The following is a 15,117-nucleotide window of genomic DNA, read 5'->3' on the forward strand; positions in this document are numbered from 1 at the left end:
TTACGGTGTCACGATATTAAACCAGAACTCAAACTTGTCCATGTAGCCGAGCATCTCATCGAGTTTTGCACCGTTGCCGGTGACCTTGATGTCGCCGCTGTCCTCGGCCTGCTTCAGCGTCACTTCTTTCAGGATAATTTTGTTCAGCGTATCGCGGTTGAGCATCAGGGTGGCATCTGCGTTCTGCGCCTCGGCATTGGCCGTGTGGTTCAGTACCCCATTTTCCAGCTCAAGCTTGTATTTACCGCCATCGTTGCCCAGATCGACGTTAAGCACCGATTTGGCCTCTCCGGCTTTCTGACCGTTGATATGCACCGCCAGGTAGTCAAAGAACATTTCCGGCGTCATGGCCCGCACGGTATCCGGGCTGGCGGTATTCGGCGTTGGGCCTTTTACCACGCCGTTACGCAGCTCCTGCGCGCCGGTCAGGTAGAAGTTGCGCCACGGACCGGATTCCGCCTGATAGCCGAGCTGCTCGAGCGCATCCGCTTCCAGGTTACGCGCCGCCTGGTTGTTCGGATCGGCAAACACCACTTTGCTTACCACCTGCGCCACCCAGCGGTAGTTGCCCTGGTCGAAATCGGTTTTCGCTTTTTGCAGAATCGCATCCGCGCCGCCCATATATTCAACGAACTTCTTCGCGCCTTCTTCTGGCGGCAGTTCATCCAGCGTCGCCGGGTTGCCGTCGAACCAGCCCAGATAGAGCACGTAGGTCGCCTTCACGTCGTGGCTCACCGAGCCGTAGTACCCGCGGTTAGCCCAGGTGTGCGCCAGCGAATCCGGCAGCTTGAAGCTGGCGGCGATCTCGTCGCGCGTGAGGCCTTCGTTCGCCATGCGCAGCGTCTGGTCGTTAATATATCGATACAGGTCACGCTGGCTTTTCAACAGTTTGACAACATTCTCGTTGCCCCAGGTAGGCCAGTGGTGCTGTGCCATGATGATTTCGGCTTTATCGCCCCAGCGCACAATCGCCTGGTTGATGTATTTCGACCACGGCAGCGGTTCGCGGATTTTCGCCCCGCGCAGGGAGTAGGTGTTGTGCAGGGTGTGGGTCACGTCCTCTGCGGATTCAATCAGCTTTTTCTCTTCGATATACCAGAGCATTTCGGAAGGCGCTTCTGAGCCTGGCGCCAGCATAAAATCATAGGTGAGGCCGTCGATGACCTCTTTCTGACCGTCTTTCTCGATGATGTTGGTTGGCGCGATCAGGGTGACGGTACCCGCGGAGGTGGTTGTGCCCAGGCCTGCACCCACCTGGCCTTTGGCGTCGGGTTTCAGCAGGTTGCCGTACATGTAGCTGGCGCGACGGCTCATGACGTTGCCCGCCATGATATTTTCCGCGACGGCGGCTTCCATAAACCCGGACGGGGCGTAAATTTTCACGTTGCCCGACTTCACGTCGCCTTCGTCAACCACGCCGCGCACGCCGCCGTAGTGGTCAACGTGGCTGTGGGTATAAATAACCGCCACCACCGGCTTTTTCCCGCGGTTTTTGAAGTAGAGATCCATCCCGACTTTGGCCGTTTCTGCCGAGACCAGCGGATCAACAACGGTAATACCTTCTTTACCCTCGATGATGGTCATATTCGACAAATCGAGGTTGCGGATCTGATAGACGCCTTCGGTGACTTCAAACAGGCCGCTGATGTTAATCAGCTGAGATTGACGCCATAAGCTCGGGTTAACCGAATCCGGCGCTTTGTCACCCTCTTTAATGAACGCGTATTGCTGAGGGTTCCAGACCACGTTGCCTTGTTCACCTCTGATCGCCTCCTGAGGGATAGGGGCAATAAACCCCTTGTGGGCGTCGGTGAAATCGGTGTTATCGGAGAAAGGAAGCTGATTAAACAGCGCGTTATTGGCCTGCTGCGTTGCGGCAGTGGCCTCCTTCGGGGCTTCTGCCGCATAAGCTGAACTGACGGAAACCAAAAGCCCTGCCAGTGCAAGACTTCTGACGATCAAATTGAATTTCATCCTAAACCTCTCAGTGATGTGTAAAACGTCGTTCGTGGAACTACGTGTCCTGGCTGAAAGTGGTTCAAGAGATGCAATGGGATAACGCGAGGTAGAATTAACTATAATCGGGGAGCAGTATTCAGCAAGTAAATAGATGAAAAACCGGGCATTGCGCCCGGTACGTTATTTACTTCTGCTCATCTCTCTTTTTGCCAAGCGTGGGCGTTTCGTCGAAGAAGTTCCACGGCTTGAGCAGGGTGTGCACCCATTCCGTCGGCATGATTGGCCACTCCTCGGCGCGGGCGACGTGCGTGGTGCCGGTGGTCATCCACACGACGTCATCCTGATCGTTCAGGGATTCGTTATCCTTACTGTACTGACCCAGACCGGTATCGTGCGTGGAACGGTTCGGGAATTTACCTTCCGGATACATCTCGTTCGGATGGTAGCGCGTCACCCACAGCTGTTTATCCATAAAGCTCAGGCGGTGGTAAATCCACTCGTCAGGGGCGAACTTCGCACCCGTTGCCACCGGATGCGTCCCGCCTGCATAAGGGATAATCTGGTACGACACCGGGTTGCCCATGCGGTTCTCTTTGCGGGTGTTGCTCAGCAGGCGAATGGTGCCCGGATCGAACTTCTGCGCGGCCTGCTGCTCGGTATCAATGTCGTACTGATTGACCTGCATGGTGCTGGTTCGCGGCCCGCCGGCGGTATTCGGCTTCACTTCCGGGTCCATCGCCACCAGCTTGTTGTTGGTGCCGTCGACGTCCATATCCAGGCGGAAGTTATAGATGTGCTGGTGGGTGGTGCCGACGATGTTATGGTCGATCAGCGTGCCGTATTTGGTGTCATCTTTGGCAGTCGCGTCATGCATGGTTTTCGCCTGCACGCCTTTCACCGCTTCGATGCCGGTTGCCCCTGCATCAATGCCGATGGTCCCGTTCTCGTGGAATACCCAGTCAAAGATATAGTCGTAGTTGCCCACGGTACTCACCCAGCGCACCACCAGCTCGCGGCGCTCGGTGCTGACGTTCGGCTGGCCCATCTCCTGGTGCTTATACTCCGGCCCGGCGTAGCGCTCAAAAATGGCGATCGCGCGGGGGATCTCCATCGGCGCGCCGGTGTAGTCCGGAATGGTTTCGTTCAGCAACACGGCGTTAGACGGCACGTCTTTGCCGCGCACCAGCGGAGAGGTCAGGGTGCCCATACCGTAGTCGCCGGAATCCAGATAGGCTTTGAAGTACCAGCCCACGTCCGGGTCGCCATAGGGCACGATCATCCCGCCCAGCGATCCCTGATACATGACCTGGCGCTTCCTGCCGTTATCGCTGTAGGTCACGGTAGATATCGTTGGCCCAACGCGCGAGTCCAGGCTCAGGTGGAAATCCCAGTTCTGCCAGTGCACCGTGTCGCCGGTGATGGTGTAGTTCTTGCCTTCCGGCTCGACGATCTCCAGCGGTTTTTTCACCGTTTCAATACGGTCGCGGCCGTCATACGGACGCGGAGTCATTGGAACCGGAACCACCGGGCCTTCTTCTATCTTCTGTATTTTCTTTTGCTCAAGGTCGACGACCGCCACCAGGTTTTCAATCGGGTGCGCCCAGTAGTTGCCGTCGCCCACGTCCAGATAGCTCACCACTTTGAGCAGGCGGTCCTCCTGCTTCAGGCCGTCCTTGCCGTCGAAGTAGCCGACGGTCAGCGGGGTGGTGATCACCTTCTTCGTATCGGTGATGCCGCGCTTTTTCAGCACCTCGGCAAACTCGGTGCTTTCGTTGATGATTTGCTGAACGGCGGTAAAGTCATCCAGTAGCACCATGCCGTGCGCGTCTTTAATCGGCTCCCAGCTGAGGATCGTTTTATCCTTCAGGTCTACCCGGCTTTCGATGATGTGCTTCCCGTCGAGCATCGTGATGTTGGCCTGGCGGGGGGCATCCACCGCGGTGCCGTTTAGCACGAAGTCCCAGACCCTGGCTTTTTCCGGCTCGGCAAGGGCAATCTGGGTAAAGCGGGTGTTGGGCTTAAAGTCCGCAGAGGCTTTTACGATCTCTACGGCCTGCTTAATTTCGTCTGCGGTTAAGGCGTTCAGAGGGTGAGGGCGTTTTTCCACCTGGAAGGTCTGATCGAGGCCTGACTGAAAGACATCGTTAATGAAGGTGTCAGAGATAAAGGCTTTTTTATCTTTCATCACCACCGGCACCTGCAGCGTCAGGGGCTTACCGTTGACGATCGCGGTTTTCGCGCCCGGCTTGACCTTCACAAAGGCCCCGTCTTTGGTGATGGTGAACATCTGAGCGTAATCATCCCACTGCACGTCCGCGCCAAACTCCTGCAGCGTTTTGTCCATCGGGACCATATGCGCCTCGCCGCCGTGGGCGAAAGCAGGAGATTGCCAGGCGCAACACAGCGCAACGGCCATGGCCAGTGCCGTTCTACGGGCAGAAAAAGAAGAATTGCTTCCCATCGTAGACCTCATCTTGTTGTGTTTATTGTGTTGTGACAGCCTTATCCTGACAGGCGCGCGCGAAAAGCGTTTGCCTGCATCTGCCAGGTTATTTGTCAGTCTTGCCAGGTTAAAAAAAGAGCGGGGCGGTGTCACACCCCGGCTGGTCATCGTAGGCCGGGTAAGCATCGCGCCACCCGGCAGGAAAGGCGGTGAGGGAAGGTGTCAGAAATCGCCCTGGCGGCGCGCCACCAGCGTCAGGATGGAGTAAAGCGCCACGGCCTGCTGGTGCTGGTTGAAAATCTCAACGGACCATTCCACCACGCCCGTTGGTTTTTCATCGGCAGCTCGCTGTTTTTTCAGCGTTTTACGCTTGCAGGTCAGGCGCACCTGAATGGTATCCCCCGGCTTGACCGGCTCGATAAAGCGCAGGTTCTCCATGCCGTAGTTGGCAATCACCGGCCCTACGCCCGCATCGACGAACAACCCCGCCGCGGCGGAAATCAGGAAGTAGCCGTGCACCACGCGCTCGCCAAAGATCGACTCTGCCGCGCCGATTTTGTCCATGTGGGCGTAGAAATGATCCCCGCTCAGGCAGGCAAAGTTGACGATGTCCGCTTCCGTCAGGGTACGGCGCGGCGTCAGCAGGCTATCGCCCGGCTGCAGCTCCTCGAAGTATTTGCGGAACGGATGAACGCGATCTTCCTGTACCTCCGCGCCGCGCACCCACTGCTTACCGATGGCGGCCAGCATAGACGGGCTGCCCTGGACGGCGGTGCGCTGAAGATAGTGCTTAACGGCGCGCAGGCCGCCCAGCTCTTCACCACCGCCCGCGCGGCCCGGGCCGCCGTGGACCAGCTGCGGCAGCGGCGAGCCGTGGCCGGTAGATTCTTTAGAGGATTCCTCGTTGAGGATCTGAATACGCCCGTGGGCGCGAGCCGCGCCGGCAATAAACCGGCGAGCGGTGGCTAAATCCGCCGTCACCAGCGTACCCGCCAGGCTGCCGCCGCCCGCGCGGGCCAGCTCCAGGGCGTGATCTGAATTGCGATACGGCATCAGCGTGGCGACCGGGCCAAAGGCCTCGATGGAATGCACGGCAGGGGTTTCGTCCGGCTGCGGGCAGAACAGCAGGGTCGGCGGGAAGAACGCGCCCGCGGCCTGCAGATCCGCTTTTCCTCCCAGGCGAACCTGGCACCCTGCGGCTACAAGCTGGTCCACTTTTTCCTGCACGTCCGCGCGCTGCTCGGCGTTCACCAGCGCGCCCATCTTCACGCCTTCCTGCGCCGGATCGCCGATAACCACCTTTTCCAGCCGGGCAATCAGCGCCTGGCTCACGGCATCAGCCTGGTTTTGCGGCACGATGATGCGGCGAATGGCGGTACATTTTTGCCCGGCTTTAGCGGTCATCTCGCGGACCACTTCCCGGACGAAGAGGGCGAACTCCGGCTGCTCCGGCGTAACGTCTTCCCCGAGCACGCAGCAGTTCAGGGAGTCGGCCTCCATGGTGAACGGAATGGCGTTCGCCACGATGTTCGGATGCACCCGTAGCGTCTGCCCGGTGCTGGCGGAACCGGTAAAGGTCACCACGTCCTGGCCGTCGAGCTGGCTCAGCAGATCGCCCGCGCCGCCGCAGATCAGGCTAATGGCACCGTCCGGCACCAGGCCGCTGTCGACGATCGATTTCACCATCGCCTGCGTCACCTGCGCGGTCGCCGTGGCGGGTTTGATGATGGCGGGCATCCCGGCCAGCCAGGTTGGCGCCAGTTTTTCCAGCATGCCCCAGCACGGGAAGTTAAAGGCGTTGATATGTACCGCCACGCCGGATTTTGAGGTTAAAACGTGGCGCGCCGCAAAGCCGCCCTCTTTTGAGAGTGGGATCAGCTCATCCTCTGGCCACAGCGTATCGTCCGGCAGCTCGCGGCTGCCGAGGCTGGCATAGGTGAACAGGGTGCCGATCCCGCCCTCGATATCCACCCAGCTATCGGCTTTGGTCGCGCCGGTCTGCGCGGAGAGCGCGTAAAACTGCGCTTTATGCTCAAGCAGATGCTTCGCCACCGCCTTGAGCATGGCCGCCCGCTCGATAAAGGTCATGGCGCGAAGGGCTTCGCCGCCGCGCTCGATGGCGTAACGACGCGCTGCCGCCATATCCAGCCCCTCGCTGGAGACTTCCCACAGTGCTTCGCCGCTGATGGCGTGATGAATGTTGCGCTCGCGGCCCCGGCCAGACTGCCAGGCGCCGGACAAGAAGCTGGCTAACTGCTGCATTTCTTATCTCCAGATGTTTCATGAGTTCACTATAAATAGTTAAATTGCGAATCATAAAAAGCAAGCTGAGTTTTAATGAATTGTTAACATTGTGATCTGGCCTGATGTATCACGGCATCGCAAGCCCCATATCATCAGCCCTGCAGCAAAAGCCTTGCGAGCGGCATCACAAAATAGATAAACACTCCTTGGGGTTATATTTAACCTTTGTGTAACTTTTAAGAAACGAAGTGATTCACCATTTCGCTTAGTTAAATAAATTAACGAATCATAAAGGTGATGTTGTGACGCAAGAAGAACGCTTTGAGCAGCGCATAGCGCAGGAGACGGCGATAGAGCCTCAGGACTGGATGCCGGAAGCCTACCGCAAGACGCTGATCCGTCAGATTGGTCAGCACGCCCACTCCGAGATTGTCGGCATGCTGCCGGAAGGTAACTGGATCGCCCGCGCCCCGACGCTTCGCCGCAAGGCTATCCTGCTGGCAAAAGTGCAGGACGAGGCCGGGCACGGTTTGTATCTCTACAGCGCGGCGGAAACGCTGGGCTGCGCGCGGGAAGACATCTACCAGAAGATGCTCGACGGCAAGATGAAATACTCCTCCATCTTTAACTACCCAACCCTGAGCTGGGCCGACATCGGCGTTATCGGCTGGCTGGTTGACGGGGCCGCCATCGTCAATCAGGTGGCGCTGTGCCGTACCTCCTACGGGCCCTATGCCCGGGCGATGGTGAAAATCTGTAAAGAAGAGAGCTTCCACCAGCGTCAGGGCTTTGAGGCCTGCATGGCGCTGGCGCAGGGGAGTGAATCCCAGCGCCAGATGCTGCAGGACGCCATCAACCGCTTCTGGTGGCCCGCGCTGATGATGTTTGGCCCCAACGATGACAACTCGCCAAACAGCGCCCGCAGTCTCGCCTGGAAAATCAAACGCTTTGGCAACGACGAGCTGCGCCAGCGGTTCGTGGATAACACCGTACCGCAGGTGGAAATGCTCGGCATGACCGTGCCGGATGCGGATCTGCGCTTCGACGAGGAGAGCGGCAGCTATCGCTTCGGCGAGATCGACTGGCACGAATTTGACGAGGTGATAAACGGCCGGGGCGTCTGCAATCACGAACGTCTGGCGGCTAAAAACAGAGCCTGGGACGACGGGGCGTGGGTGCGCGAAGCCGCTCTGGCGCACGCCGAAAAGCAACGCGCCCGTCAGGCCGCATAAGAGGAATACACCATGAGCAATGTCTACTGGCCGTTATATGAAGTTTTTGTCCGCTCTAAGCAGGGGCTGTCCCACCGTCACGTGGGCAGTCTTCACGCCGCAGACGACCGCATGGCGCTGGAAAACGCCCGCGACGCCTATACCCGCCGCAGCGAAGGCTGCTCCATCTGGGTGGTGAAGGCGAGCGAAATCGTCGCCTCCCAGCCGGAAGAGAGCGGCGAGTTCTTCGACCCGGCAGAGAGCAAGGTCTATCGACATCCGACGTTTTACACCATCCCTGATGGCATCGAGCACATGTGAGGTCCGGGATGAAAACAGTATCAGCATACGCCCTGCGTCTGGGCGACAACGGTCTGGTCCTTTCCCAGCGTCTGGGCGCCTGGTGCGGCCACGCGCCGGAGCTGGAGATCGACCTCGCGCTCGCCAACATCGGCCTCGATCTGCTGGGGCAGGCGCGCAACTTCCTGACCTACGCCGCAGAGCGTGAAGGCGAGGGTGATGAAGACACGCTGGCCTATGGCCGCGACGAGCGCCAGTTTCGCAATGTTCTTCTGGTGGAACAGCCGAACGGCAGCTTCGCCGACACCCTTGTCCGCCAGTACCTGATGGACGCGTGGAACGTCGCGCTGTACGAGCGCCTGATCCACAGCAGCGACGGCCAGATTGCCGCCATCGCCGCAAAAGCGATTAAGGAGGCGCGCTACCACCTGCGCTTCAGCCGCGGCTGGCTGGTGCGCCTGGGGGACGGCACCGAGGCCTCCTCACAAAAAATGCAGCAGGCGGTCAACGGCCTGTGGCGCTTTACGGCAGAGCTGTTTGAGGCGGACGACGTCGAGCTGGCGCTGGTGGACTCCGGCGTGGCGGTTGACCCGCGCACCCTGCGCGAGCCGTGGGAAAGCGAGGTGTTTGCCGGTCTTCACGAAGCCACCCTGAGCGTGCCCGATGAAGCGGCATACCGCACCGGCGGCAAGAAAGGTCTGCACACCGAACATCTGGGGCCGATGCTGGCAGAGATGCAGTATCTCCAGCGCGCGTATCCCGGCCAGCAGTGGTAAAGGAGAACGCTATGCAACGCCTCGTTGATATCGCCCCCGCGCAGATACCGCAGATCTGGTCGCTGCTAGGCCAGATCCCGGACCCGGAAGTGCCGGTCCTGACCATCACCGATCTGGGCATGGTGCGCAGCGTGAAGGCGCAGGGAGAAGGCTGGGTTATCGGCTTCACGCCGACCTATTCGGGCTGTCCTGCAACGGAGCACCTGCTGGGCGCGATCCGCGAGGCGATGACCGCGCACGGCTTCACCCCGGTGCATATCGTGCTGCAGCTGGAACCCGCCTGGACAACCGACTGGATGACGGCCAGTGCGCGCGAGCGCCTGCGGGAATACGGCATCAGCCCGCCCGTCGGCCACAGCTGTAACGCCCATGCCCCGGCAGAGGTGACCTGTCCGCGCTGCGCGAGCAGCGATACCTCGCTTATCAGCGAATTTGGTTCGACGGCCTGCAAAGCGCTCTACCGCTGCAATACCTGCCGCGAGCCATTCGACTATTTCAAATGTATTTGAGGCTGCCATGACAACGTTTCATTCATTAACAGTGGCGAGAGTAGAGCCTGAAACACGCGACGCGGTGACCATCACCTTCGCGGTGCCGCAGGGTTTGCAGGACGCTTACCGTTTTCGTCCAGGGCAACACCTGACCCTGAAGGCAACCCTTGGCGGGGATGAACTACGCCGCTGCTACTCCATCTGCCGAAGTACCGTACCGGGCGAAATCAGCGTGGCGGTGAAAGCCATCGAAGGCGGGCGTTTCTCCCGCTACGCCCGGGACGAAATCAGGCAGGGCATGGCGCTGGAGGTCATGGTTCCCCAGGGGCAATTTGGCTACCAGCCGCAGGCCGAACGGGAAGGTCACTACCTGGCCATTGCAGCAGGCTCCGGGATCACCCCGATGCTGGCGATTTTGTCCGCCACGCTGGCGACTGAGCCAAATAGCCATTTCACGCTTATCTACGGCAACCGCAGCAGCCAGAGCATGATGTTCCGCCAGGCGCTGGCGGACCTGAAGGACAAATACCCGCAGCGGCTGCAGCTGGTGTCTATCTTCAGCCAGGAGACGCTGGACAGCGATCTGCTGCACGGCCGCATCGACGGCGAAAAGCTGCAGGCGCTGGCAAAAACGCTGATCGACTTCCGCCAGTATGACGAAGCCTTTATCTGCGGCCCGTCGGCCATGATGGATGACGCAGAAGCGGCGCTGAAAGCGCTGGGAATGCCTGAAAAAGCCATTCACCTTGAGCGCTTTAACACGCCGGGTTCAGCGGTAAAACGCACCGTCAGCGTGCAGGCCGAAGGGCAGAAAGTCACCGTGCGCCAGGACGGGCGCGACCGTGAAATCACCCTGACGGCGGACGACGAAAGCATTCTTGATGCTGCCCTGCGCCAGGGCGCGGATCTGCCGTATGCCTGCAAGGGCGGTGTGTGCGCCACCTGCAAATGCAAGGTGCTGCGCGGGAAGGTGGATATGGCAACCAACTACAGCCTGGAGCCGGACGAACTGGCGGCGGGGTATGTGTTGAGCTGCCAGGCGCTGCCGTTAACCGCCGACGTGGTCGTTGATTTTGACGCGAAGGGGATGGCATGAGTGAACTGATTGTCACCCGTCACGGCCGCGTGTTGCAGCTGACGCTTAACCGTCCGGCGGCGCGCAACGCGCTCAACAATGCGCTGCTCCTGCAAATCGCGGAGCAGCTTGAGGCCGCCGCCGTGGATGCCGACATCGCCGTCTGCGTGATTTACGGCAGCGAGCGCTGCTTCGCCGCAGGGGCGGACCTCAACGAAATGGCGGAGAAAGATCTGCCCGCCACCCTGAACGATATCCGCCCGCAGCTGTGGGCGCGGATTAACGCGTTTAACAAACCGCTGATCGCCGCCGTGAACGGCTTTGCGCTGGGAGCCGGCTGCGAGCTGGCGCTGCTGTGCGACGTGGTGATTGCTGGCGATAACGCCCGCTTCGGCCTGCCGGAAATCACGCTGGGCATTATGCCGGGCGCGGGCGGCACCCAGCGCCTGATTCGCAGCGTGGGCAAATCGCTCGCCAGCAAAATGGTGTTGACCGGGGAGAGCATTACCGCGCAGCAGGCGCTGAGCGCCGGGCTGGTGAGCGATGTGTTCCCGGCAGCGCTGACGCTGGAGTATGCCCTGAAGCAGGCGGCGCTGATTGCGCGCCACTCTCCGCTGGCGCTGCAGGCGGCGAAGCAGGCGCTGCGCCAGTCTCAGGAGGTGCCGCTCCAGGCCGGGCTCGCGCAGGAGCGCCAGCTTTTTACGCTGCTTTCCGCCACCGAAGACCGCCGGGAGGGCATCGACGCCTTCTTACAGAAACGCACCCCCGACTTTAAAGGACGCTAATAGTGGAATTTATTCTCAGTCATGTTGAGCAAGGCGTAATGACCCTTACGCTGAACCGTCCGGAGCGTCTGAACAGCTTTAACGACGTGATGCACCAGCAGCTATCCGAATGCCTGAAGCAGGCCGAGCGTGATGACACCATACGCTGCCTGCTGATCACCGGCGCGGGGCGCGGCTTCTGTGCCGGTCAGGACTTGAACGACCGCAACGTGGACCCGAACGGCCCGGCGCCGGATCTGGGGATGTCCGTTGAAACCTTTTACAACCCGCTGGTTCGCCGCCTGGCAAAGCTGCCGAAACCGGTGATTTGCGCGGTGAACGGCGTGGCTGCAGGCGCAGGCGCCACGCTGGCGCTGGGGTGCGACATGGTCATTGCCGCCCGCTCCGCCAACTTTGTGATGGCCTTCAGCAAGCTCGGCCTGGTGCCGGACTGCGGCGGCACCTGGTTGCTGCCGCGCGTCGCCGGGCGCGCCCGCGCGATGGGGCTGGCGCTGCTGGGGGACAAGCTGAGCGCCGAGCAGGCGCTGGGCTGGGGGATGATCTGGCAGGTGGTGGATGACGAACAGCTCTCCGCCACGGCGCAGCAGATGGCGCTGCACTTTGCGTCGCAGCCGACCTTCGGGCTGGGGCTGATCAAGCAGGCCATCAACGCCGCGGAAACCAACACCCTGGACGCCCAGCTCGATCTGGAGCGCGACTATCAGCGCCTGGCCGGGCGCAGCGACGACTACCGCGAGGGCGTTAGCGCCTTCCTGGCGAAACGTACGCCGAACTTTACGGGGAAATAGGATGGTGAACATTAATACTGTCGCCGTGATAGGCAGCGGCACCATGGGGGCCGGTATCGCGGAAGTGGCGGCAAGCCACGGCCATCAGGTGCTGATCCACGATATTTCTGCTGACGCCGTTTCCCGCGCGATTGACGGCATCCGCCAGCGCCTGGCTTCACGGGTATCGCGCGGCAAGCTCTCCGCAGAGGCCAGCGCGCAAATCCTCGCCCGGCTGGTTCCGGTGACCGACATCGACGCCCTCGCGGCGGCGGATCTGGTTATTGAGGCGGCGTCCGAGCGCCTGGAGGTAAAAAAAGCGCTGTTTGCCAGGCTGGCGGAGATCTGCCCGCCGCAGACGCTGCTGACCAGCAACACCTCCTCCATCTCCGTTACGGCGATCGCCGCCGATATTCGCCACCCTGAACGCGTGGCGGGGCTGCACTTCTTCAATCCGGCACCGGTCATGAAGCTGGTGGAAGTGGTGAGCGGGCTGGCAACCTCGTCGGAAGTGGCGAATGTCTTATGTGAACTGGCGATGAACTGGGGAAAACAGCCGGTGCGCTGTCAGTCAACGCCGGGGTTCATCGTCAACCGCGTGGCGCGTCCGTTCTACTCCGAGGCCTGGCGCGCGCTGGAAGAGCAGGTGGCCGCGCCCGAGATTATCGATGCCGCGCTGCGCGAGGGCGGCGGCTTCCCGATGGGGCCGCTGGAGCTGACCGACATGATTGGTCAGGACGTTAACTTTGCCGTGACCTGCTCGGTGTTTAACGCCTTCTGGCAGGAGCGCCGCTTTCTGCCGTCGCTGGTGCAGCAGGAGCTGGTGCTGGCGGGAAGGCTGGGCAAAAAAAGCGGGAAGGGCGTCTACGACTGGCTGGGTGAGAAAACGACAGCGCGGTGGGTTGATGCCGTAAACGACAGCTTCAGCCCGATCGGCGTGCATAGAAGAGGTGACGGCGTCACGCAAATTGACGAGGTGCTGCTGATTGAAACGCAGGGCGAAACGGCGCAGTCGCTGGCCGTTAAGCACAGCTGCCCGGTGGTGGTGATCGATCGTCTCGAACGCGACGTGGCCGTGATTGCGGCGGCGTCTGGCAATCCACACGCCGCCACGCAAAAAGCGGTCCGGCACCTGCAGCAGCAGGGGTATCGGGTGCTGCACATCGCTGATTATCCCGGCCTGCTTATCTGGCGCACGGTGGCGATGATTGCCAACGAAGCGCTGGACGCCTTGCAAAAAGGGGTCGCCAGCGAGAAAGACATCGATACCGCCATGCGTCTGGGCGTGAACTACCCCAGCGGGCCGATCGCCTGGGGCGAGCGTCTGGGCTGGCAGCGCCTGCTCACGCTGCTGGAGAACCTGCAGCGTCATTACGGCGAGGAACGCTATCGCCCCTGTTCACTGCTGCGCCAGCGTGCGCTTCTGGAGAGTAGCCATGAGTCATAACGCCTGGCATAACGCCCGCGCGATGTACGAACGGGACGCCTGCGCGCAGGCGATGGGAATGGACATCGTCGACATGGATGAAGGCTATGCGGTGGTGACCATGACCATCACGCCGCAGATGCTCAACGGCCATAAAACCTGCCACGGCGGCCAGCTGTTTTCGCTGGCGGACACCGCCTTTGCCTACGCCTGCAACAGCCAGGGCCTGGCGGCGGTGGCGTCCGGCTGCTCCATCGACTTTCTGCGTCCGGGCTTTGCCGGGGATAAGCTCACCGCCACCGCGCGGGTGAAGCATCAGGGCAAGCTGACCGGCGTGTACGACATTGAAATCCAAAACCAACAACAGAAAACGGTCGCTCTCTTTCGCGGTAAATCTCACCGCATTGGCGGCAGTGTGACAGGAGAAGCCTGATGCGTGACGCATTTATTTGTGACGGTGTTCGTACCCCGGTCGGTCGCTACGGCGGGGCATTATCCAGCGTTCGCGCGGACGACCTGGGCGCGGTGCCGCTGCGTGAACTGCTGGCGCGCTATCCGCAGCTCGATCTGGAACGCATTGACGACGTGATATTCGGCTGTGCGAACCAGGCCGGGGAGGATAACCGCAACGTGGCCCGCATGTCGGCGCTGCTGGCGGGATTACCGCAGACGGTTTCCGGCACCACGATCAACCGCCTGTGCGGCTCCGGGCTGGATGCCATCGGCTTTGCGGCGCGCGCAATTAAGGCCGGTGATGGCGACCTGCTGATTGCCGGCGGCGTAGAGTCTATGTCCCGCGCGCCGTTCGTGATGGGCAAAGCGACCGCAGCATTCCAGCGCCAGACGGAGATCTTCGATACCACCATCGGCTGGCGATTTGTGAATCCGCTCATGCATCAGCAATTCGGAACTGACAGCATGCCGGAAACGGCAGAGAATGTAGCTGAATTGTTAAAAATTAGCCGTGACGATCAGGACGCGTTTGCGCTGCGCAGCCAGCAGCGTACCGCTCAGGCGCAGCAGAACGGCATTCTGGCACAGGAAATTGTTCCGGTGCGGGTACCGGGTAAAAAAGGGTCGGTGACGGAAGTCAGCGTGGATGAACATCCCCGCGCGGACACCACCCTGGAACAGCTTGCGGCGCTCAAAACCCCGTTCCGTAAAAACGGCGTGGTGACGGCGGGGAACGCCTCCGGCGTGAACGACGGCGCCGCGGCGCTGATTATCGCCAGCGAGCAGACGGCGATGGCGCAGGGCTTAGTCCCGCGAACCCGCATCGTGGCGATGGCGACGGCGGGCGTGGAGCCGCGTTTGATGGGGCTAGGCCCGGTGCCTGCTACCCGCAAGGTGCTGGAGCGCGCTGGATTAAGCATTAACGATATGGACGTCATTGAGCTGAACGAAGCCTTTGCGTCGCAGGCGCTGGGCGTGCTGCGTCAGCTGGGCCTGCCGGACGACGCCGGGCACGTCAACCCGAACGGTGGCGCGATTGCGCTGGGCCACCCGCTGGGCATGAGCGGGGCCAGGCTGGCGCTGGCGGCAAGCAACGAACTGCACCGACGTGGCGGGCGCTATGCGCTGTGTACGATGTGCATCGGTGTGGGTCAGGGCATTGCCATGATCCTTGAGCGTGTTTGATC

General features: G+C 60.9%; 13 protein-coding genes. 10 read left to right on the forward strand and 3 right to left on the reverse strand.

The window, feature by feature from the left end; genetic code table 11:
* The 3 genes from VPX56_RS10925 to paaZ all read right to left on the reverse strand — a co-directional run bounded on the left by VPX56_RS10925 (position 1) and on the right by paaZ (position 6,664).
* Positions 1-1,974 (reverse strand): alkyl/aryl-sulfatase, encoded by a 1,974-nt coding sequence (locus tag VPX56_RS10925; protein ID WP_326471718.1) that lies wholly within the window; start codon positions 1,972-1,974, stop codon positions 1-3.
* A 169-nt stretch (positions 1,975-2,143) separates the two neighbouring features.
* Positions 2,144-4,420 (reverse strand): primary-amine oxidase, encoded by a 2,277-nt coding sequence (tynA, locus tag VPX56_RS10930; RefSeq protein ID WP_326471720.1) that lies wholly within the window; start codon positions 4,418-4,420, stop codon positions 2,144-2,146.
* 204 nt (positions 4,421-4,624) lie between these two features.
* The gene (gene paaZ, locus VPX56_RS10935) at positions 4,625-6,664 is read right to left on the reverse strand and encodes a phenylacetic acid degradation bifunctional protein PaaZ (RefSeq protein WP_326471722.1); all 2,040 of its coding nucleotides are present in this window, start codon (positions 6,662-6,664) and stop codon (positions 4,625-4,627) included.
* 284 nt (positions 6,665-6,948) lie between these two features.
* Between paaZ and paaA the strand changes: the two genes are divergently transcribed.
* From paaA to pcaF, 10 genes are read left to right on the forward strand one after another with little or no spacing between them, the layout of a single operon-like run.
* On the forward strand, positions 6,949-7,878 hold the full coding sequence (gene paaA / locus VPX56_RS10940; protein WP_131632766.1) for a 1,2-phenylacetyl-CoA epoxidase subunit PaaA: 930 nt from the start codon (positions 6,949-6,951) through the stop codon (positions 7,876-7,878).
* Positions 7,879-7,890: 12 nt separating this feature from the next.
* Positions 7,891-8,178 (forward strand): 1,2-phenylacetyl-CoA epoxidase subunit PaaB, encoded by a 288-nt coding sequence (gene paaB, locus VPX56_RS10945; protein ID WP_003857353.1) that lies wholly within the window; start codon positions 7,891-7,893, stop codon positions 8,176-8,178.
* Between the two features lie 8 nt (positions 8,179-8,186).
* Positions 8,187-8,933, forward strand: a complete 747-nt coding sequence (gene paaC / locus VPX56_RS10950) for a 1,2-phenylacetyl-CoA epoxidase subunit PaaC (RefSeq protein WP_131632765.1) — start codon at positions 8,187-8,189, stop codon at positions 8,931-8,933.
* Between the two features lie 11 nt (positions 8,934-8,944).
* Positions 8,945-9,442, forward strand: coding sequence for a 1,2-phenylacetyl-CoA epoxidase subunit PaaD (gene paaD, locus VPX56_RS10955; RefSeq protein WP_131632764.1), 498 nt, complete (start codon positions 8,945-8,947; stop codon positions 9,440-9,442).
* A gap of 7 nt (positions 9,443-9,449) precedes the next feature.
* Positions 9,450-10,520 carry a 1,2-phenylacetyl-CoA epoxidase subunit PaaE gene (paaE, locus tag VPX56_RS10960; RefSeq protein ID WP_131632763.1) on the forward strand — a complete coding sequence of 357 codons (1,071 nt, stop codon included), beginning with the start codon at positions 9,450-9,452 and terminating at the stop codon, positions 10,518-10,520.
* Complete coding sequence (paaF, locus tag VPX56_RS10965; RefSeq protein WP_131632762.1) at positions 10,517-11,284, forward strand: 2,3-dehydroadipyl-CoA hydratase PaaF; 768 nt, start codon at positions 10,517-10,519, stop codon at positions 11,282-11,284. The genes paaE and paaF overlap by 4 nt, the downstream gene beginning before the upstream one ends.
* Entirely contained in the window at positions 11,284-12,072 is a 789-nt protein-coding gene (paaG, locus tag VPX56_RS10970; protein ID WP_131632761.1) for a 2-(1,2-epoxy-1,2-dihydrophenyl)acetyl-CoA isomerase PaaG, read from the forward strand. Before paaF ends, paaG begins: the two co-directional genes overlap by 1 nt.
* A gap of 1 nt (position 12,073) precedes the next feature.
* Positions 12,074-13,498, forward strand: a complete 1,425-nt coding sequence (gene paaH / locus VPX56_RS10975; protein ID WP_131632760.1) for a 3-hydroxyacyl-CoA dehydrogenase PaaH — start codon at positions 12,074-12,076, stop codon at positions 13,496-13,498.
* On the forward strand, positions 13,488-13,910 hold the full coding sequence (paaI, locus tag VPX56_RS10980; protein WP_131632759.1) for a hydroxyphenylacetyl-CoA thioesterase PaaI: 423 nt from the start codon (positions 13,488-13,490) through the stop codon (positions 13,908-13,910). Before paaH ends, paaI begins: the two co-directional genes overlap by 11 nt.
* The gene (pcaF, locus tag VPX56_RS10985) at positions 13,910-15,115 is read left to right on the forward strand and encodes a 3-oxoadipyl-CoA thiolase (protein WP_326471732.1); all 1,206 of its coding nucleotides are present in this window, start codon (positions 13,910-13,912) and stop codon (positions 15,113-15,115) included. Before paaI ends, pcaF begins: the two co-directional genes overlap by 1 nt.
* The last annotated feature ends 2 nt before the right edge of the window (positions 15,116-15,117 follow it).

The organism is Enterobacter wuhouensis (genome assembly GCF_035835995.1).
Lineage (GTDB): Bacteria > Pseudomonadota > Gammaproteobacteria > Enterobacterales > Enterobacteriaceae > Enterobacter > Enterobacter wuhouensis.

Excerpts from the sequence above, each read along its gene's own strand:
- tynA (WP_326471720.1), bottom strand. The coding sequence starts at position 4,420 with ATGGGAAGCAATTCTTCTTTTTCTGCCCGTAGAACGGCACTGGCCATG.
- paaF (WP_131632762.1), top strand. The coding sequence starts at position 10,517 with ATGAGTGAACTGATTGTCACCCGTCACGGCCGCGTGTTGCAGCTGACG.
- paaD (WP_131632764.1), top strand. The coding sequence starts at position 8,945 with ATGCAACGCCTCGTTGATATCGCCCCCGCGCAGATACCGCAGATCTGG.
- paaI (WP_131632759.1), top strand. The coding sequence starts at position 13,488 with ATGAGTCATAACGCCTGGCATAACGCCCGCGCGATGTACGAACGGGAC.
- paaC (WP_131632765.1), top strand. The coding sequence starts at position 8,187 with ATGAAAACAGTATCAGCATACGCCCTGCGTCTGGGCGACAACGGTCTG.
- pcaF (WP_326471732.1), top strand. The coding sequence starts at position 13,910 with ATGCGTGACGCATTTATTTGTGACGGTGTTCGTACCCCGGTCGGTCGC.
- paaZ (WP_326471722.1), bottom strand. The coding sequence starts at position 6,664 with ATGCAGCAGTTAGCCAGCTTCTTGTCCGGCGCCTGGCAGTCTGGCCGG.
- paaH (WP_131632760.1), top strand. The coding sequence starts at position 12,074 with ATGGTGAACATTAATACTGTCGCCGTGATAGGCAGCGGCACCATGGGG.
- paaB (WP_003857353.1), top strand. The coding sequence starts at position 7,891 with ATGAGCAATGTCTACTGGCCGTTATATGAAGTTTTTGTCCGCTCTAAG.
- VPX56_RS10925 (WP_326471718.1), bottom strand. The coding sequence starts at position 1,974 with ATGAAATTCAATTTGATCGTCAGAAGTCTTGCACTGGCAGGGCTTTTG.
- paaE (WP_131632763.1), top strand. The coding sequence starts at position 9,450 with ATGACAACGTTTCATTCATTAACAGTGGCGAGAGTAGAGCCTGAAACA.